Here is an 18,733-nt window from a genome sequence, read left to right on the forward strand (position 1 = left end):
GCGGGCAACGATGATCACGTGCGTGGTCACGCGCGTGCGGCCCGGGTTCCGGCGTCTCCCCGGCGCCGCGAGGCGCCGGCATCCTCGTGGAGGTCTGTCCGTTGACTCGCGCCAACGTGGTGCGGGCGTTGCTGGCCCTGGCCGTGCTCGCCACCTCGCTCTTCTTCGCACTGACGACACCCGCCCGCCTCGGCCTCGACCTGCGCGGCGGGACCCAGATCGTCCTGGAGACCCGGAACTCCCCGACGGTCAAGGCCGGTCCCGAGGCCACCGACCGCGCCAAGGAGGTGCTCCAGCGCCGCATCGACGCGCTCGGGGTGTCCGAGTCCTCGATCACCCGGTCCGGCGAGCGGCGCATCATCATCGAGCTGCCCGACGTCCAGGACCCCACCCGCGCCACCGAGGTGATCGGCAAGACCGCGCAGCTCACCGCCCACCCCGTCCTCGCCCCCGGCGGCCCGCCGGCGCCCGGCCAGCAGGTCCTGAAGGACGAGCAGGGGCGGCCCGTCCTGCTCGGCCCGCCGATCCTCACCGGGGACGGCATCGGCTCCGCCTCGGCCGGCTTCGACCAGCAGAACGTCGGCGGCTGGTACGTCACCGTCGACTTCCGCGGCGGCGGCGGGAAGGCCTGGGAGAAGGCCACCGCCAAGGCCGCCTGCGCCGCCGGCGACGAGCGCCGGATCGCCTTCGTCCTGGACGGCGCGGTGATCTCCTCCCCGGCGGTCACCCCCGAGGTGCCCTGCAACATCGGCATCACCGGCGGCACCACCCAGATCACCGGGAGCTTCACCGCCACCCAGGCCAAGGACCTGGCCGCCCTCATCCAGGGCGGCTCGCTGCCCGTCCCCGTCCACATCATCGAGCAGCGGGTGGTCGGGCCCACGCTGGGCGCGGCGGCCATCGAGGCCAGCGCCCAGGCCGCGATCATCGGGGTGCTGCTCACCGGCCTGTTCATCATCGTCGTCTACCGGCTGGTGGGCGCCCTGGCCGCGGTGGCGCTGGCCTGCTACGCGCTGATCTCGTACGCGGCCCTCGTCGCGATCGGGGCGACGCTCACCCTGCCCGGCCTGGCCGGGTTCGTGCTCGCGATCGGGATGGCGATCGACGCCAACGTGCTGGCGTTCGAACGGGCCCGGGAGGAGTACGCGGCCGTGCCCAGACGCGGCGTGCGCAGCGCGCTGTCCACCGGCTTCGACAAGGCGTGGTCGGCGATCGCCGACTCCAACATCACCACGCTGCTGGCCGCCGGGCTGCTGTTCTTCCTGGCCTCCGGCCCGGTGCGGGGCTTCGGCGTCACGCTGTCCATCGGCGTGCTGGGCTCGCTGGTGTCGGCGATGCTGCTCAGCCGCGTCCTCACCGACGCGGTGCTGTCCCGCCGCGCCGTCGCCCGCCGCCCGCGGCTGACCGGCCTGAGCTCCACCGGACGGGTCCGCGACTGGCTGGAGCGGCGCAGGCCCGACCTGATGCGGCGGCGCCGGCTCTGGCTGAGCATCTCCGGGCTGGCGGTCGTGCTGGCGATCACGGGGATCTTCGTCCGCGGCATCAACTTCGGCGTGGAGTTCACCGGCGGCCGGATCGTCGAGTACTCCACCAGTCAGTCGCTGAACATCGACACCGCCCGCTCCGCCGTCGCCGACGCCGGCTTCCCGCGCGCCGTCGTCCAGGAGTCGGGCGGCAAGGACATCTCCGTCCGCACCGAGAAGCTCACCAACGCCGAGGTGCAGTCGATCCGGGACGCCCTGGCCGCCAAGGGCGGCGGCCAGGTCACCAAGCAGCGGGACGAGCTGATCGGGCCCAGCCTGGGCGAGGAACTGCGCGTCAAGGCGCTGATCGCGCTCGGCGTCGCGCTGCTGGTGCAGCTGGGCTACCTGGCGCTGCGGTTCCGCTGGACGTTCGCGGTCGGGGCGGTGCTCGCCATGTTCCACGACGTGGTCATCGTCGTCGGCGTGTTCGCCTGGCTCGGCAAGACCGTCGACGGGGTCTTCCTGGCCGCGCTGCTCACCATCATCGGCTACTCGGTGAACGACTCGGTGGTGGTGTTCGACCGCATCCGGGAGCTGTGGGGCGCCCGCCCCAAGGACCGCTTCGCCGACGTGGCCAACCTGGGCGCGATCCAGACCGTGCCGAGGACCGTCAACACCGGCATGGGCGCGCTCTTCATCCTGGCCGCGCTGGCGGTGCTGGGCGGCGAGTCGCTGACCGACTTCGCGATCGCGCTGCTGATCGGGATCCTGGTCGGCACCTACTCCAGCGTGTTCACCGCGACGCCGCTGGCGATCCTGCTGGAACGGCACGCCAAGGCGCCGGCGCCGCGGCCGAAACGGCTGCGCCGCCCCGCCGAGCGCAAGCCCGGCGACTCGGGCGCGGTCATCTAGCCGGGCCGAAGGCCTCCAGCTCGATGATCCGGGAGAACCGGCGGTCGTTGGAGCCCAGGCACACGATCCGCAGGGCGTCCGCCTCCACCGGGGCGAAGGAGTGCTCGACCCGGCCGGCGGTGTTGGCGCGGGACCGGGCGACGGTCGTCCACGCGCCGTCCGCCCGGGCCTGCACGTCCCAGTCCCGCAGGCCGTAGCGGGACGGGGGGTAGCGGTTGCTCGCCAGGGTGTGCACCACGACCCTGGCGACCCGCCGCGTCCCGCCCAGGTCCACCTCCAGGGTGTCGGGCCACCGGCGCGCGGTCGAGTCGTTCCAGCCGTTGCCGACGCCGAACTCCTCGGCGTTGAGGTTGCCGTCGGTGACGCTGGCGGCGGGGTAGCGGTCCGGGCGGCCCGAGGTGTTCGCCGAGGACGCCGCCACGGGGCGGCCGCACGCCAGGTTGTCCTCGCCGGGGCCGGGCTCGTCCAGCGCGACCGGGACGGTCAGCCGTTCCTTCCCGGCCCGCAGGACGAGCCGGTGCCCGCCCGCCGCGGCCTCCGGCGGCGCGGTGATCCGGAACTGGATCCGGGCCTCGTACGCGGGCGGCAGGTAGGTGGCGAACACCGGGCGCGACACCCGCAGCGCCCCGGCCTCCGCGGTCAGGCCGCCGTAGACGGCCCGGTGGGTGGCGTTGCGCATCCCGATCGTCATCCAGCCGTTCCGGCAGCGCGGGTCCGCCGACCGGACGATCCTGAACCGCTCCCGGTCGGCGATCGGCGTGATCTTCCCGCGTGCGGCGGCGGGCAGCGCGTCGGGGTCCACGTGGCGCATGGTGGCGTGCTTCGGGTTGTCGGGCGGGGGCGGGTAGGCCAGCGTGCCGGGCGTCCAGGTGGGCGTGGGGGCGGGTTCGGGATCGCCCGGCGCGCGGCCGGGCGAGCCGTCGGCGGCCAGCGGGACCCCGGCCGCCGCGCACGCGGCGACGGCGAGCCCGGCCACGAGCACGCGGTCGCGGCGGCGGTCGCTCCGGCGGCGCGGGGCGCTCATCGGGCGGCCGCCACGTTCAGTCCGGGACGGCCGTCCTCGATCACGAACCGGGCCCCGGTCTCCACCGGCGAGCCGGGGCTGCTCACCAGCGGCGTGACCCGGTACTCCGCCCGGTACTCGCCCGGCGTGACCGTGCAGGTCACGTAGCCGCGCTGGTCGTTCTGGTAGATGATGTGCGGATTGGCCGGATCGCTGTCTCCCGGCGGCAGCCCGGACGACGGATCCCCGTCCCCGCCGCTGCTGATCGACGTGCCGAGGAACTCCGAGCCCACCGTCGGCGACTCCGGATCCTCGAAGTCCAGCTTGAGATCGGCGGCCTGGCCGCGGTGCGCGTCACCGGTGATCACCACGACGTTGTCCACCCGGCGCTCGGCGATGCCGCGGAAGAGCCGGTCGCGGGACGCCGTGTAACCGTCCCAGAAGTCCATCGAGAACAGCCGGGTGCCGGGCTCGGAGCCGAAGTCGTCCTGGGCCATCACCACCTGGTTGCCCAGCACCTTCCACCGCGCCGCCGCGCCGGACAGCCCGTCGATCAGCCACTTCTCCTGGGCGGGGCCGAGCATGCTGCGGGACGGGTCGAGCCGGGTCGCGCAGTCGCTCCGGGTGCCGTCCCCGCACGCCTGGTCGGAGCGGTGCTGGCGGCCGTCCAGCATGTCGAACTGCACCAGGTCCCCGTAGCCGACCCGGCGGTGCAGCCGCATGTCCGGGCCCGCCGGGGCGCGGCGGCGGCGCAGCGGCATGTGCTCCCAGAAGGCCCGGTACGCGTTGGCCCGCCACACCAGGAAGTCGGCCACGCTGGAGACGCTCTCGTCGGAGATCGCCCCGGCGTAGTTGTTCTGCACCTCGTGGTCGTCCCAGGTGACCAGCCACGGGGCGTGGGCGTGCGCGGCCCGCAGGTCCGGGTCGCTCTTGTAGAGCCCGTACTGGAGGCGGTAGCGGTCCAGGGTGTCGCACCGGAACCGCAGGCCGTCGTGCACCGCCGTCCGCCGGACGCCGCCGTCGGCCGGCACCCCGTACTCGTAGAGGTAGTCGCCCAGGTGGACGATCAGGTCGAGGTCCTCGGCGGTCATGTGCCGGTAGCCGGGGTAGTGGCCGTCCGGCCACGCCTGGCAGGAGGCGAACGCGAAGGTCATGCGGTCGAGGCGGCGGCGCGGGTCGGGCGCGGTCCTGGTCCGGCCCGCGGGGCTCATCTCGCGCCCGGACCGGAACCGGTAGAAGTACTCGCGGCCCGGATCCAGGCCGCGCACGTCCACGTGGACCGAGTGGGCGTACTCCGGCACCGCCCAGGTCTCCCCGCGGCGCACGACGCGGGCGAACCGCTCGTCCGCGGCGACCTCCCAGGCGACCCGGTAGCGCCGGTCGTCCAGGCCGCCCCTCGGCTCGAGCGGACGGGGCGCCAGCCGCGTCCACAGGACGACCCCGGCCGGCAGCGGGTCACCGGAGGCGACGCCGAGGCCGAACAGCGGGTCGGCCGACCGGGGCGGGGCGGGCGCCGCCCTGGTGTGGGCGCTCGCCCGGCGCGTGGTCACGGCCAGCGCCATCGCGGCGCCCGACAGGGCCAGGAAGTGCCGTCGCGAACGGCGGGCCTGGTACGCGGCCCCGGCGCGCAGTGCGGAATCCGGTTCGGAATCGTGCACGGGTCCCCTCCGGTGAGGTGCCGGCCGGCCGGCAGGGAGGATGGAATCGACCCGACATGATGTCCGGTGCGCGCCCGCCCGGCCCCCGAAAGGCGCGCGGGCGGGCGTAAAAAGAACCCCCGGAATCCGCCAAGCTCAGCGGGGGACGACGGAGCGGGTGAGGGGGCGCTTCTTGGCGTCGGTGGCGTAGCACATGATCGTGCGGTCCCCCAGGTCCCAGGACTCCTTGTTCGGCGGCATGTACCACTGCTCCAGCCGGACCGGCGAGGGGTTCTTGCCGAACATCCGCTCCCAGCGGGAGTCGCAGCCGTCGGTGGCGATCTTCTCCACGGCCGCGTCCCCCGGGTAGGAGGTCTCCCGCATCTCGAACAGGTGGGTGATCTGGGCGTCGTGCGGCCGGTCGCACGGGATGAGCTTGACCGTGGTCTCCCGCTCCCCGGGCTCGTCGAAGCAGTCCCCGGGCTTGAGCTCGTCCAGCGCGCGGGTCTGCCGGACGTGCGAGCCCAGCGGCCCGGTGAGCTTCTGGCCCTGGACGGCGGCGATCGCGCAGTGCACCCGGCGGTCGCCCACCCGCCAGGAGAACTGCCGCGGGTAGAGGGCGTTGACCTCGCCGTTCTCGACCGGCGAGTGGGTGCTGAAGCGGGCCTGGACGCGCTGGGCGCAGCCCTCCGTCGCGCGCCGGGACACCTCCTGCTCGCCCGGCCAGTCGCCCTTGGGGAACGTGAACGTCAGGACCATCTCGGCGTCGTGCGGCCGCTGGCACGCCACCACCCTGGTCTCCGGCGTGTCCCCCTGGCCGTGGAAGTCGAAGCACTGGCCGGGCTTCGGGTAGAGCTGGAACGCGGAGGAGCCGCCGCCGTCCGCCTCGTCGGCGGCGGTCGCGCCCACCAGCACGGCGAGGGCGGCGAAGCCCGCCACCAGGTACGCCCCGGCGGCGACGAGGCCGCCGATGGCCAGGCCCTTGCCGCGTTCCCCGCGGCGGCCGATCTGCACGAGGGCGGCGATCCCGAAGCCGACGGCGAACAGGATCAGCCCGAGCAGGCCGGTGACCAGGGCCACGATGGCGAACCGGTTGGTCCGGCGCGGTTCGTGCGGGGCCGGCGCGGGCTGCCCGGCGGCCGGCGGCGGGAGCGGGGACGCGGGCGGGGGCGCGCCGTCCGGCACGCCCGCGGGGGGCGTGCCGGTGGAGGAGCCTGGGGGAGAGGAGTCCGGGGCGGCCCAGCCCGAGGCGGAGCCGTCGCCGGGGGTGCCCGACGAGGATCCCCGGGCCTCGTCAGCGTTCGGTGGCAATGTCACGAACGTCACGCTAAGCGGCGAAGATCACTAATGATGGGTTCCGCCGCACTTTGGCCAGCTGTTGCCGTGCGGTAAACCTTTTGCCCGCTTCGCGCACGCGGCCCGGCCGCCCGGACGGTTCCCCGGCCGCCGGAGCGGGCGGCCGGGGGACGGATCAGCCCTCAGGCCAGGGGCGTCTGGCGCTCGTCGGCCTCGGCGCGGATGACCTGCATGACCGCGTTGATCAGGGCCAGATGGGTGAACGCCTGGGGGAAGTTGCCCAGGTGGCGGCCGGTGTGCGGGTCGATCTCCTCGGCGTACAGCTGCAGCGGGCTGGCGTAGGACAGCAGCTTCTCGCACAGCGCCCGCGCCCGCTCCACCTCGCCGATCATGACCAGCGTGCTCACCAGCCAGAACGAGCAGATGGTGAAGGTGCCCTCCTCGGAGGAGAACCCGTCGTCGGTCTCCGCGGCCCGGTAGCGCAGGACGAGATCGTCCTCCGACAGCTCGTCGGCGATCGCCAGCACCGTCTCCCGGACCCGCTTGTCGTCGGCGGGCAGGAAGCCCAGCAGCGGGATCAGCAGGGCCGAGGCGTCCAGCGTGTCGGCGCCGTAGTGGGCGGTGAACACCCCGCGCTCGTCCAGGGCGTTGGCCAGCACGTCGGCGTGGATCTCGTCGGCGGCGGCCTGCCAGCGCCGGGCCCGCTCGGCGTCGCCCCGGATCCGGGCCAGCCGGGCGCCCCGGTCGGCGGCCACCCAGCAGAACACCTTGGAGGAGGTGAAGTGCTGCGGCTCGCCGCGCACCTCCCACATCCCGCAGTCGGGGGTGCGCCAGTTGGCCAGCGCGTCCTCGACCTGCTTGATGATGATCTTCCAGAGCCGGTCGTCGAGCCGGTCCCGCTTGCGCACGAACAGGTAGATGGAGGCGATGATCGCGCCCCACACGTCGTGCTGGGCCTGCATGTACGCCTCGTTGCCGATGCGCACCGGGCGGGCGTTGTCGTAGCCGCTGAGATGGTCGAGGGTCGACTCGGGCAGCTCCTCGCGGCCGTCCAGGCCGTACATGATCTGGAGCTTGCCCTCGGCGGCCTCGGCCACGTCGGTGATGAAGTAGAAGAAGTCGTTGGCCTCCCAGTCGTACCCGAGGGTGTAGAAGGCCCACAGCGCCATCGTGGAGTCGCGGATCCAGGTGTAGCGGTAGTCCCAGTTCCGGTCGCCGCCCGGGCTCTCCGGCAGCGAGGTGGTCGCGGCGGCGGCGACCGCGCCCGTCGGGGCGTAGGTGAGGCCCTTGAGGGTGAGCGCGCTGCGCTGCAGGTGGCTGCGCCAGGGGTGGTCGGGGAAGTGGCCGCGGTCGAGCCAGTGCTGCCAGTGGTGGACGGTCCAGACCAGGCGCTCCTGGGCCTCCTCCCAGTTGTGGGGCGGCTCGTGCTCGCTCCAGGACAGCGCGACGAAGCGGGCGTCGCCCTGCTTGAGCAGCGTGCGGGAGGTCGCCAGCGAGCCCTCGAAGCCGACGTTCATGTCGGTGGTCAGGCGCAGGTTGACGCCGTTGCCGCGGGCGAGGGCCTCGTGGTAGCCGACGCCGGTGTGCTCCCAGCGGGCCGGGGTCTGGCCGTAGTCGAACACCGGCATGCAGTCGAGCCGTACCTGGGCCTGGCCGTTCACGCACCGGACCATGCGCAGCAGGACGTGGTCGGCGTCGTAGTCGGTGGGGGCGCGGCGGTGGGTGTGGGAACGTTCCGTCTCGTGGTGCCAGGGGCCCATCAGCAGGGCGTCGGTGACCACCAGCCAGCCGCCGTGCACCCACCAGGTGGTCTCCATGACCATGGTGCCGGGGATGTAGCGCTGCGCCGCGGGGACCTCCACGCCCGCGGGGCCGAGCCGGAAGTAGCCGGCGTCGCGGTCCAGGATCGACCCGAACACGCTGGGCGAGTCCATCTTCGGCAGGCACATCCACTCGATGTTGCCACTGGGGGCGACCAGCGCGGTCGTCTCGCAGTCCGACAGGAACCCGAAATCGGCGATCGGGGCGAACGGGTCCCCCGCCCGGCCACCGGCGACCATCGGCCTCACAGCCTCACCTCCCTGATCCATCACGTTCCATCATTCCCTCTCGATCGCCATGCGTGCGCCATGGACAACGGGTGCTGAACAGGTGTCATACGTCGAATGCGACTATTGGAATAGACCAGTACAGGTCCCCTGACCTGCACCAACGCCGGGCCGCCCACCGGGCGCCGAGCGAAGCACGAATACGCGGGTACAGTCCCGCCATCAAGACTCGGGGCTTTCCGGCCGAAAGTCCCCGATGTCTTGGTTCCGGGCGGATTCGGATGAAGGAGCACCCCGTGCCGAAGTTCGTGTACGACTTCACCGAGGGCAACAAGGACCTCAAAGATCTTCTGGGGGGCAAGGGCGCCAACCTCGCCGAGATGACCAATCTGGGCCTGCCGGTGCCGCCGGGATTCACCATCACCACCGAGGCGTGCCGCCACTACCTGGAGCACGCGACGCTCCCGGACGGCCTGGAGGGCGAGGTGAACGGCCATCTGGCGGCGCTGGAGAAGCGGATGGGCAAGCGCCTGGGCGACCCCGCCGACCCGCTCCTGGTCAGCGTGCGCTCCGGGGCCAAGTTCAGCATGCCCGGCATGATGGAGACCGTCCTCAACGTGGGCCTCACCGACGAGTCCGTGCACGGCCTGGCGGAGCAGGCGGGCGATGAGCGGTTCGCCTGGGACTCCTACCGGCGGCTGATCCAGATGTTCGGCAAGACCGTCCTGGACGTCGACGGCGACCTGTTCGAGGACGCCATCGAGGAGGCCAAGGAGGCCAAGGGCACCAAGGACGACGCCGACCTCGACGCCGGCGACTTCCGCGCCCTCGTCGACCGCTTCAAGGCCATCGTCGCCGAGCAGGCCGGACGCGCGTTCCCCACCGACCCGCGCGAGCAGATGGACCTGGCCGTCAAGGCCGTCTTCGACTCCTGGAACGCCCCCCGCGCCATCCTCTACCGCCGCCAGGAGCGCATCCCCGTCGACCTCGGCACCGCCGTGAACGTGTGCTCGATGGTCTTCGGCAACATGGGTCTGGACTCGGGCACCGGCGTGGCGTTCACCCGCGACCCCGCCACCGGCCAGCAGGGCGTCTACGGCGACTACCTGCAGAACGCCCAGGGCGAGGACGTGGTCGCCGGCATCCGCAACACCGTGCCGCTGACCGAGCTGGAGCGCATCGACAAGGGCTCCTACGACCGGTTCCTCGAGATCATGGAGACGCTCGAGAACCACTACCTCGACATGTGCGACATCGAGTTCACGATCGAGCGCGGCAAGCTGTGGATGCTCCAGACCCGGGTGGGCAAGCGGACCGCCGCCGCGGCCTTCCGGATCGCCTGCCAGCTGCTGGACCAGGGGCTGATCGACGCCGACGAGGCCGTGCGGCGGGTCACCGGCGCCCAGCTGGCCCAGCTGATGTTCCCCCGCTTCGACGAGTCCCGGCTCGGCGACGCCCGCCGCGTCACCAAGGGCATGAACGCCTCGCCCGGCGCCGCCGTCGGCAAGGCCGTCTTCTCCTCCGAGGCCGCCGTACGCGCCGCCGAGAACGGCGAGGACGTCATCCTGGTCCGCCGCGAGACCAACCCCGACGACCTGTCCGGCATGGTCGCCGCCAAGGGCGTCCTCACCTCCCGCGGCGGCAAGACCTCGCACGCCGCCGTGGTCGCCCGCGGCATGGGCAAGACCTGCGTCTGCGGCGCCGAGGAGCTCGACGTGGACGTCAAGGCCGGCCGCTTCACCGCCCCCGGCGGCCTGGTCGTCGAGGAGGGCGAGGTGATCTCCATCGACGGCACCAGCGGCGCGGTCTACCTCGGCGAGGTCCCGGTCGAGGACTCCCCGGTCGTGCAGTACTTCGAGGGCCGGCTGCGGGCCGGCGACGGCGACGAGCTGGTCGAGGCCGTCCACCGGGTCATGCGGCACGCCGACGACCGGGCCGCCCTGAAGGTCCGCGCCAACGCCGACAACCCCGAGGACTCCGCCCGCGCCCGCCGGTTCGGCGCCCGCGGGATCGGGCTGTGCCGCACCGAGCACATGTTCCTCGGCGACCGCCGGCAGCTGGTGGAGAAGCTCATCCTGGCCGAGGGCGAGGAGGAGCGCACCGCGGCCCTGGACGCCCTCGAACCCCTCCAGCGCGGCGACTTCGAGGGGATCTTCGAGGCCATGGACGGGCTGCCGGTCACGATCCGGCTGATCGACCCCCCGCTGCACGAATTCCTCCCTGACCTGACCGAGCTCTCGGTCAAAGTCGCCCTGGCCGGTGACGGCGCCGATCCGCAGGACCGGAGGCTGCTGGAGGCCGTCCGCCGGCTGCACGAGCAGAACCCTATGCTCGGACTGCGCGGCGTGCGGCTCGGTTTGGTGATTCCCGGCCTTTTCGCGATGCAGGTGAGGGCGATCGCCGACGCGGCGGCGCGGCGGCGGCGGGACGGCGGCGACCCGCGGCCCGAGATCATGATCCCGCTCGTCGGCGCCGTCCAGGAGCTGGAGGCCACCCGCGACGAGGCTCGCGAGGTGCTGGCCGAGGTCGCCCGCTCCACCGGGGTGGACGTCCCGGCGCTGATCGGCACCATGATCGAGCTGCCCCGGGCGGCGCTGACCGCCGGGCAGATCGCCGAGGCCGCCGAGTTCTTCTCCTTCGGCACCAACGACCTCACCCAGACCACCTGGGGCTTCTCCCGGGACGACGTGGAGGCCGCGTTCTTCTCCCGCTACCTGGAACTGGGGATCTTCGGCGTGTCGCCGTTCGAGACCCTGGACCGGGAGGGCGTCGGGCGGCTGGTGCGGATCGCCGCGGAGGAGGGCCGCGCCACCCGTCCCGGCCTCAAGCTGGGCATCTGCGGCGAGCACGGCGGCGACCCGGACTCGGTGCACTTCTGCCACGAGGTCGGGCTGGACTACGTCTCCTGCTCGCCGTTCCGGATCCCCGTCGCCCGGCTGGAGGCGGGCCGCGCCGCCATCGGCTGACCACACCGGGTGACCGCGGCGGCATGAGCGCGGCCGGGCGAGGCGCGGCCGGGAGAAAATGGGCCGAAACCCGGTCGCGCACTTGTGAACCGGACGCGCCGCGGGAACCATCTAACTAACGTGTCCAGTGCGATGACGTTGGAATTCGATGTGCCGGAGCCCAGGCGGGCCGATCCTCCGGTGGACGACCTTCCCGGTGACGATCGGCTCGACGACGAGCGTGACGGGGACGGGGACGGCGGACGCCGCCGGCGCGCCCGCCCACGCTGGTTCACGATCTCTTTGATCATCCTGCTCGGGCTGGTGGCGGTGGCGGTGCTGACCCCGCTCACCGTGTCCTGGCGGGTCTGGTACCAGGCCCGCCAGGACGAGACGCCCCGCTCGGACGCGATCATCGTGCTGGGCGCCGCCCAGTACAACGGCCGTCCCTCGCCCACGCTCCAGTGGCGGCTGCAGCACGCCCTCGACCTGTACCGCAGGGGCGTCGCCGGGTCGATCGTCACCGTCGGCGGCAAGCAGCCCGACGACAACTTCACCGAGGCCGGCGCGGGCAGGCGCTGGCTGGTGGAGCGCGGCGGCGTCCCGGAGAGCAAGGTCGTCGCGGTGCCGGTCGGCAACGACACCCTGGAGAGCATGCGGGCGGTCGGCCGCGAGTACGACCGGCTGGGCTGGAAGACCGGGATCATCGTGACCGACCCCTGGCACGGCCTGCGCTCCAAGAAGATGGCCGAGGACAGCGGGATCAAGGCGTTCGCCTCGCCCACCCGCAGCGGCCCCAGCGTGCAGACCCGCGAGACCCAGTTCAACTACATCGTCCGCGAGACCGGCGGCTACCTGTCGTACGTGCTGTTCGGCAAGAGCGTGAAGGCGCCCAGCGAGACGATCAAGACCGTCCCGCAGCAGACCGGCACCCCCTGATCACGCCGGGGACGCCCGCGGTTCAGCGGAAACCGGGGCGCCCCGCATACGCTGGTGGAACGATGACGCAGTTTCCGCGGGAGTATTCGGAACGAGACAGGGAGCGCTGGGCCCCCGAGCCCCCCAAGAGGCGCGACCGCACCGCCTTCGAGCGCGACCGGGCCCGGGTGCTGCACAGCGCCGCGCTGCGCCGGCTGGCGGCCAAGACCCAGGTCGCCTCGCCCGGCGCGGACGCGCCCGGCAGCGTGCAGAGCCTGCGCACCCGGCTCACCCACTCGCTGGAGTGCGCCCAGGTGGGGCGGGAGCTGGGGCAGTCCCTGGGCTGCGATCCCGACCTGGTCGAGACCGCCTGCCTGGCCCACGACATCGGGCATCCTCCGTTCGGGCACAACGGCGAGGTGGCCCTGGACGCGGTCGCCCAGTCCTGCGGCGGATTCGAGGGCAACGCCCAGAGCCTGCGCGTGCTGACCCGGCTGGAGCCCAAGTCGTTCGCGGCCCCGGGCCCGCCGCTGTACGGCCGCAGCGTCGGCCTCAACCTCACCCGGGCGGCCCTCGACGCGTCCATGAAGTACCCGTGGTCGCAGGCCGACGCCGTCAACGGCAAATTCGGGGTCTACCAGGACGACCTCGACGCCGCGCTCTGGGCCCGGGAGGACTCCCCGCCCCGCGAGACCTGCTTCGAGGCCCAGGTCATGGACTGGAGCGACGATGTCGCCTACTCCGTCCACGACCTGGAGGACGCCCTGGTCGCCGGGCACATCGACTTCGGGCTGCTGGCCGATCCGGCCGAGCGCCGCCTGGTGGCGCAGACCGCGATCAAGCTGTACTGCGACGACGCCACCCTCCCCGAGTTGGAGGAGCGCTTCGCGGCGCTGCTGGCCGAGCCGTTCTGGCCGGACCGCTACGACGGCACCCCGCGCACGCTGGCCGCGCTGAAGAACCTCACCAGCACCCTGATCGGCCGGTTCTGCCTGGCCGCCGAGGAGGCCACCCGGGAGGCGTACGGCGACCGGCCGCTCACCCGCTACGCGGCCGACCTGATCGTGCCGCGCGCGCAGCGGCTGGAGTGCGCGCTGCTGAAGGGGATCACCGCGCACTACGTGTGGATCAGCCACGAGGAGATCCGGGCGCGGCAGCGCGAGCTGATCCTGGAGCTGGCCGAGCTGATGCTGGACGGCGCCCCGGGCACGCTCGACCCGGCGTTCCGCGCCGCCTACGTCGAGGCGCCCGACGACGCCGCCCGCCTCCGCGCGATCGTCGACCAGATCGCCTCGCTGACGGACACCTCGGCGATCAACCGCCACAATCTCCTGCGTAACCGCACGTAGCCGGATCGCGTCCCTGACCCCGGGCCGCCTGGGCGATCAACCGCCACAATCTCGTGCGTAACCGCACGTAGCGGGCGCGCCCGCTGGACGATCTTGGTTGCCGGGTGGGTTTGTTTATGCCTCGGAATGGCAATAGACGGGCCTTGTCTTGGTTATGACGCCGCTGTAGGGATAACAAAGAGCGAGGCCCTAGCGGTGCTCACCTGAGGAGGTCGCCATGTCCCAGGAGCCACAGGCCCGGGAGACGTTCGTGATCGTCGGCGCGAGCCTGGCGGGGGCGAAGGCGGCGGAGACGCTGCGCGAGGAGGGGTTCGGGGGGCGGGTGGTGCTGATCGGGGAGGAGCACGAGCGACCCTACGAGCGGCCCCCGCTGTCCAAGGGGTTCCTGCTGGGCAAGCAGGAGCGGGACAAGGCGCACGTCCACCCGGCGGACTGGTACGGCGAGCACGACGTCGAGCTGCGGCTGGGCGTGCGGGCGACCGGGCTCGACCGCGGGGCGCACCGCGTGGAGCTGGCCGACGGGGAGCGGGTGCGCTACGACAAGCTGCTGCTGGCGACGGGGTCGTCCCCGCGGCGGCTGGACGTGCCCGGCTCCACGCTGCAGGGCATCCACTACCTGCGGTCGATGGCCGACTCGACGGCGCTGCGGGAGGCGCTGGAGCACGGCGGGCGCCGGGTCGTGGTGGCCGGGGCCGGGTGGATCGGGCTGGAGACGGCCGCGGCGGCGCGCACGTACGGCAACGAGGTGACGGTGATCGAGCCCGAGCCGACGCCGCTGCACGCCGCGGTGGGCCCGGAGGTGGGCGGGCTGTTCGCCGACCTGCACCGGGCGCACGGCGTCGATCTGCGGCTGGACCAGGGGGTGGCCGGGTTCTGGGGCGCCGGGCAGGTGTCGGCCGTGGTCACCTCCGGCGGCCAGGAGATCCCGGCGGACGTGGTGATCGTCGGCGTGGGGGTGCGGCCCAACACCGAGCTGGCCGAGAGCGCGGGGCTGGAGGTGTCCGACGGGGTGCTGGTCGACCAGTCGCTGCGGACCTCCGACCCGGACGTGTTCGCCGCGGGGGACGTGGCGAGCGCCTACCACCCGCTGCTGGGCAAGCGGATCCGGGTGGAGCACTGGGCGAACGCGCTGAACGGCGGCCCGGCGGCGGCCCGCGCGATGCTGGGGGAGGCGGTCGGCTACGACCGGATCCCCTACTTCTTCACCGACCAGTACGAGCTGGGCATGGAGCTGTCGGGGGTGGCGGCGCCCGGGGAGTACGACGACGTGGTGTTCCGCGGGGACGTGCCGGGCCGGGAGTTCCTGGCGTTCTGGACGCTGGGCGGCCGGGTGGTGGCCGGGATGAACGTCAACGTGTGGGACGTGACCGGCGACATCCAGGCCATGATCAGGTCCGGGGAGCCGGTGGACGCGGCGCGGCTGGCCGATCCGAAGGTCGCCTTGTCCGATCTGGCGACCTGATCCTTCCTTGTCCGAAAGGTGATCGACCACCCGTAAGGAACGTAGGGTCGTGCGGGTGGTGACTGAGACGATCGGCGCGCTCGGCCGCGCGCGGACCGCCGTGACGGTGGCCTTCCTCCTGCACGGCCTGGTCGGCGCGGCCTGGGTGGCGCGGATCCCGCAGATCAAGCGCGACCTGGGGCTGAGCGAGGGCTCGCTGGGGCTGGCGCTGCTGGGCGCGCCCGTCGGGGTGGTCCTGGCGGTGCGGTTCGCCGGGTGGACGGTGGCGCGGTGGGGGAGCCGGGCCACCACGCTGGGGGCCGGGGCCGTCGCGGCGCTGTCGCTGGCGCCGCTCGGGCTGGCGTGGAACCTCGGCGCCCTGACCTGCGCGCTGGTGCTGATGGGCGGTTCGCTCGGCCTGATGGACGTGGCGATGAACGCCCAGGGCGTGGCGGTGGAGCGGCGCTACGGGCGGCCGCTGATGTCGGGGCTGCACGGCGCGTACAGCGTGGGGACGCTCGGTGCCGCCCTCGTCGGGTCGGCCGCCGCGCATCTGGACGTCCCGGCGGCGGTGCACCTGAGCCTGGCGGGCGTGGTGCTGGCGGCGGCGCTGCTGCTGTTCTGCCGGGGGCTGCTGGACCGTTCGGCGGACGTGATGCCCGATCCGGAGGCGGAGCGGGCGGCGGAGTCCGGGGACGGGCCCGGCGACGAGCTCGATGCGGGCGCCGGGCCCGAATCCGATCCCGGTCCGGGGAGCGGGGCCCGGACGGACGCCCGGGTGCGGTCCGGGGCCACGGTCGCCGCGGCGGTACGGGCCGGACGCTGGACGCTGGCGCTGCTCGGCGTGATCGGGCTGTGCTCGTTCGTCGGCGAGGGCGCGATGGCCGACTGGAGCGCGGTCTACCTGCGCGAGACCCTGGAGACGGGGGCGGGCGTCGCGGGCCTCGGCTACGCCGGGTGCGCGGTGGCGATGGCGGTCGGCCGGCTGGCGGGCGACCGGATCGTGGCGCGGTTCGGGCCCGTCCCGGTGCTGCGCGCCGGGGCGCTGATCGCCGCGCTGGGGCTCGGGCTGGGGCTGGCGGCCGGGCATCCGGCCGCGGCCGTGCTCGGGTTCACGCTGTTCGGGCTGGGCGTGGCGCCGGTGGCGCCGGTCACCTTCAGCGCCGCGGGCAACCTGCCGGGGGTGCCCGCCGCGCACGGCATCGCGCGGGTGACGGCGGTCGGCTACCTCGGACTGCTGGGCGGGCCCCCGGTGATCGGGTTCGTGGCGCAGGGTGTCGGGCTCGGCTGGGCGCTGGCGGTGCCGGTGGCGCTGGTGGCGCTGATCGTCCCGCTGGCCGGGGCGACCTCGACCGCGGGCCGCTGACCGCCCCGCCCCTGATTTTCGGCCAGGGCCAACTCTGCTTATGTCCGCTTCAGGTAAGGTCTGGGCGAGTGAGCACCATGCAGGGGCCGGTTCCGGCCGGAACGGAGCCGGTCGAACCGGAGCCGCCCGCGCCGCGCCCGGCACTCCCGGAGCCGGCCGCCGCGGCGCCCGCACCGCCGCCCGCTCTGCCGCCCGCCGTCCTCCCGCACCGCAGGTTCGTGCGCGAGCTGCTCACCTTCGGCTGCGTCGGGCTGCTCGGCACCGTGATCACCATCGGCGGGGCCAACCTGCTGCGGCACTGGCTGGGCGGCGGCCCGGTCACCAGCGTGGTCGTGCCGACCGTGGTGTCCACCCTGACCTCCTACCTGCTCAACCGGCACTGGACGTTCCGGCACCGCGACAGCGACGGGTCCGGCCGGGAGGTCGTGATCTTCTTCGGGCTGAACGGCATCGGGATGGCCATCCAGGTGCTGTGCACCGGCGTCACCTTCTACACGCTCGGGCTTCAGGGCGGGCTGTCCTACAACGCCGGGCTGCTGGTGGGGCTGGGCCTGGGGTCGGCGTTCCGCTACTGGTCGTACAAGAAGTGGGTCTTCACCCCCGCCGCCGCCTGAGCCGGGAAACGGTGTCGAAAAGGGGGAGGGCCCCGGTGGTCACGCGGGCTGCGTGACCACCGGGGCCCTCCGTCCGGGCTCCTCGCTACGACGTCGTCTAGTCGAAGTCGAAGTAGTCCGGCTGGGTCTGCGCGTTCAGCAGCGGCAGCTTCACGCGCGCGCCCTTGTCGGTGGCGGCGTCCTTGATCTGGAGGACGTCGAGTCCCTTCTGGATGTCGTTGGAGTAGATGTAGCCGTTGTAGTAGTACGCCGACCACGATCCGCCGGTCTGCAGCGTGTCCGACCAGGGCCCGCGCTCGAACCAGCCGATCTCCTTCGGCTTGCGCGAGTTGGTGAAGTCCCAGACCGAGATGCCGCCCTGGTACCAGGCCTGGACCATGATGTCCTTGCCCTTCACCGGGATCAGCGAGCCGTTGTGGGCCACGCAGTTCTCGGTGTCGGCGTTGGGCCGCGGGATCTTGTAGTAGCTGCGGAAGCGGAGCTTGCGCTTGTCGCCCGAGCCGACGATGTCGTAGATGGCGTTGGCGCCCTTCTCCGACCCGATGGTGGTGTTGCAGGTGGCCGCGCCGCCGCCGCCCAGCTCGTCGGTGAAGACGATCTTGTTGGCCTTGTTGTTGAACGTGGCCGAGTGCCAGAACGCGAAGTTCTCGTCGTCCCGCACGCTGGTGATGGTGTACGGCTTCTCCGGGTCGGAGATGTCGAACAGCACGCCGTCGCCCATGCAGGCCCCGGCCATGATCTCCTCGTCCGGGTAGGCCGTGAGGTCGTGGCAGCCGGAGGTCGCCGAGGTGCCGTTCGGCCACGGTGTGCCGGCCGGGTCACCGGGGTTGCCGCCGTCCGGGAACAGGTTCGGCTCCGCGATGACCGCCGCGGCGGCCGGGTCGCTGTGCGGCACCTTGATGATGGAGATCAGGTCGTGCGGCGGCTGGCAGTCGGGGAACGTCCCGTCCGGGCGGTAGGAGGACACGTAGATGTAGCTCGTGCCCTTCTTGCCCGGGACCAGCGTGTTGGTGTGCGAGCCGCACTTGGTCTCGACGGCCTTGACGTAGCGCGGGTTGCGCACGTCGCTGATGTCGAAGATCTTGATGCCCTCCCAGGCGGACTTCTCCGTGGCCGGCTTCGGCACGGCCTGGCAGGAGTCATCGCTCATCGAGGCGTCGGTCGACAGGAACAGCAGGTTCCCGGCGAGTGAGACGTCGTTCTGCGACCCGGGGCAGCTCACGACGGTGACGACCTTGGGCTCTTGCGGCTTGCTGATGTCGTAGACCGTGAAGCCCGCGTAGTTGCCGCCGAAGGCGTAGTTCCCCTTGAACGCCCAGTCGGAGCCCAGGTTGCCGGCTCCGGCGAGCGGCCCCTGCTTGGGGATGTTCGCCAGGTGGGTGAAGTTGGGCGACTTGGCGATCTCGTCCTTGCCCGGGATCTCGGCCGAGGCCGCCGGGGCGACCATGACCGTCGAGATCGCCAGGAGCATCCCCGTCAGCGTGCCCAACAGTGTTCTTCGCGTTCTTCGTCCAGGCGCTGGCGCCACTCCGACTCCTTCGCTACTGCCCCCATGGATACGGCATAGATCATCCGGAGTATGAACGGTTTCAATATGTATGAACAGGTCTGAACACATCTGTGAGCTTCTTGAGATCTGCCGGACGTTCACCGTGGCGCGAACAGCGGATACGGTCGCCGTGACCGAGGGGCGGGAGGGCCGAGGGTGGTGGGACGTCGGATGCGGGATCGGATCGGGCCC

At 72.5% G+C, this 18,733-nt stretch carries 12 protein-coding genes; 7 read left to right on the top strand and 5 right to left on the bottom strand.

Going from position 1 to position 18,733, the window contains the following annotated elements; all coding sequences use genetic code 11:
* Positions 1 to 101: 101 nt before the first annotated feature.
* The gene (secD, locus tag ACZ466_RS35050) at positions 102 to 2,375 is read left to right on the top strand and encodes a protein translocase subunit SecD (RefSeq protein ID WP_378285806.1); all 2,274 of its coding nucleotides are present in this window, start codon (positions 102 to 104) and stop codon (positions 2,373 to 2,375) included.
* On the opposite strand, the gene ACZ466_RS35055 is transcribed toward secD, so the two are convergent.
* The 4 genes from ACZ466_RS35055 to ACZ466_RS35070 form a co-directional block, all read right to left on the bottom strand.
* The gene (locus tag ACZ466_RS35055; RefSeq protein ID WP_378285807.1) at positions 2,368 to 3,399 is read right to left on the bottom strand and encodes a discoidin domain-containing protein; all 1,032 of its coding nucleotides are present in this window, start codon (positions 3,397 to 3,399) and stop codon (positions 2,368 to 2,370) included. The genes secD and ACZ466_RS35055 overlap by 8 nt on opposite strands.
* Complete coding sequence (locus tag ACZ466_RS35060) at positions 3,396 to 5,036, bottom strand: alkaline phosphatase D family protein (protein ID WP_378285808.1); 1,641 nt, start codon at positions 5,034 to 5,036, stop codon at positions 3,396 to 3,398. Before ACZ466_RS35060 ends, ACZ466_RS35055 begins: the two co-directional genes overlap by 4 nt.
* A gap of 135 nt (positions 5,037 to 5,171) precedes the next feature.
* Positions 5,172 to 6,332: a DUF4190 domain-containing protein gene (locus ACZ466_RS35065; RefSeq protein WP_378285809.1), complete on the bottom strand. Its 1,161-nt coding sequence runs from the start codon at positions 6,330 to 6,332 to the stop codon at positions 5,172 to 5,174.
* Between the two features lie 161 nt (positions 6,333 to 6,493).
* The gene (locus ACZ466_RS35070; RefSeq protein ID WP_378285852.1) at positions 6,494 to 8,371 is read right to left on the bottom strand and encodes a glycoside hydrolase family 15 protein; all 1,878 of its coding nucleotides are present in this window, start codon (positions 8,369 to 8,371) and stop codon (positions 6,494 to 6,496) included.
* A 284-nt stretch (positions 8,372 to 8,655) separates the two neighbouring features.
* Between ACZ466_RS35070 and ppdK the strand changes: the two genes are divergently transcribed.
* The 6 genes from ppdK to ACZ466_RS35100 all read left to right on the top strand — a co-directional run bounded on the left by ppdK (position 8,656) and on the right by ACZ466_RS35100 (position 16,992).
* Positions 8,656 to 11,325 carry a pyruvate, phosphate dikinase gene (gene ppdK, locus ACZ466_RS35075; RefSeq protein WP_378285810.1) on the top strand — a complete coding sequence of 890 codons (2,670 nt, stop codon included), beginning with the start codon at positions 8,656 to 8,658 and terminating at the stop codon, positions 11,323 to 11,325.
* Between the two features lie 132 nt (positions 11,326 to 11,457).
* Positions 11,458 to 12,243, top strand: a complete 786-nt coding sequence (locus ACZ466_RS35080; protein WP_378285811.1) for a YdcF family protein — start codon at positions 11,458 to 11,460, stop codon at positions 12,241 to 12,243.
* A gap of 62 nt (positions 12,244 to 12,305) precedes the next feature.
* Positions 12,306 to 13,571 carry a deoxyguanosinetriphosphate triphosphohydrolase gene (locus tag ACZ466_RS35085; protein WP_378285812.1) on the top strand — a complete coding sequence of 422 codons (1,266 nt, stop codon included), beginning with the start codon at positions 12,306 to 12,308 and terminating at the stop codon, positions 13,569 to 13,571.
* Between the two features lie 217 nt (positions 13,572 to 13,788).
* On the top strand, positions 13,789 to 15,033 hold the full coding sequence (locus ACZ466_RS35090) for an NAD(P)/FAD-dependent oxidoreductase (RefSeq protein WP_378285813.1): 1,245 nt from the start codon (positions 13,789 to 13,791) through the stop codon (positions 15,031 to 15,033).
* 55 nt (positions 15,034 to 15,088) lie between these two features.
* Positions 15,089 to 16,378, top strand: coding sequence for an MFS transporter (locus tag ACZ466_RS35095; RefSeq protein WP_378285814.1), 1,290 nt, complete (start codon positions 15,089 to 15,091; stop codon positions 16,376 to 16,378).
* 77 nt (positions 16,379 to 16,455) lie between these two features.
* Positions 16,456 to 16,992 (top strand): GtrA family protein, encoded by a 537-nt coding sequence (locus ACZ466_RS35100; protein WP_378285853.1) that lies wholly within the window; start codon positions 16,456 to 16,458, stop codon positions 16,990 to 16,992.
* 97 nt (positions 16,993 to 17,089) lie between these two features.
* On the opposite strand, the gene ACZ466_RS35105 is transcribed toward ACZ466_RS35100, so the two are convergent.
* Positions 17,090 to 18,463 (bottom strand): LVIVD repeat-containing protein, encoded by a 1,374-nt coding sequence (locus tag ACZ466_RS35105; protein ID WP_378285854.1) that lies wholly within the window; start codon positions 18,461 to 18,463, stop codon positions 17,090 to 17,092.
* Between the last annotated feature and the right edge of the window lie 270 nt (positions 18,464 to 18,733).

The organism is Actinomadura rugatobispora (assembly GCF_055379765.1).

Excerpts from the sequence above, each read along its gene's own strand:
- ACZ466_RS35080 (WP_378285811.1), top strand. The coding sequence starts at position 11,458 with ATGACGTTGGAATTCGATGTGCCGGAGCCCAGGCGGGCCGATCCTCCG.
- ACZ466_RS35085 (WP_378285812.1), top strand. The coding sequence starts at position 12,306 with ATGACGCAGTTTCCGCGGGAGTATTCGGAACGAGACAGGGAGCGCTGG.
- ACZ466_RS35105 (WP_378285854.1), bottom strand. The coding sequence starts at position 18,463 with ATGCTCCTGGCGATCTCGACGGTCATGGTCGCCCCGGCGGCCTCGGCC.
- ACZ466_RS35100 (WP_378285853.1), top strand. The coding sequence starts at position 16,456 with ATGCAGGGGCCGGTTCCGGCCGGAACGGAGCCGGTCGAACCGGAGCCG.
- ACZ466_RS35070 (WP_378285852.1), bottom strand. The coding sequence starts at position 8,371 with ATGGTCGCCGGTGGCCGGGCGGGGGACCCGTTCGCCCCGATCGCCGAT.
- ACZ466_RS35090 (WP_378285813.1), top strand. The coding sequence starts at position 13,789 with ATGTCCCAGGAGCCACAGGCCCGGGAGACGTTCGTGATCGTCGGCGCG.
- ACZ466_RS35055 (WP_378285807.1), bottom strand. The coding sequence starts at position 3,399 with ATGAGCGCCCCGCGCCGCCGGAGCGACCGCCGCCGCGACCGCGTGCTC.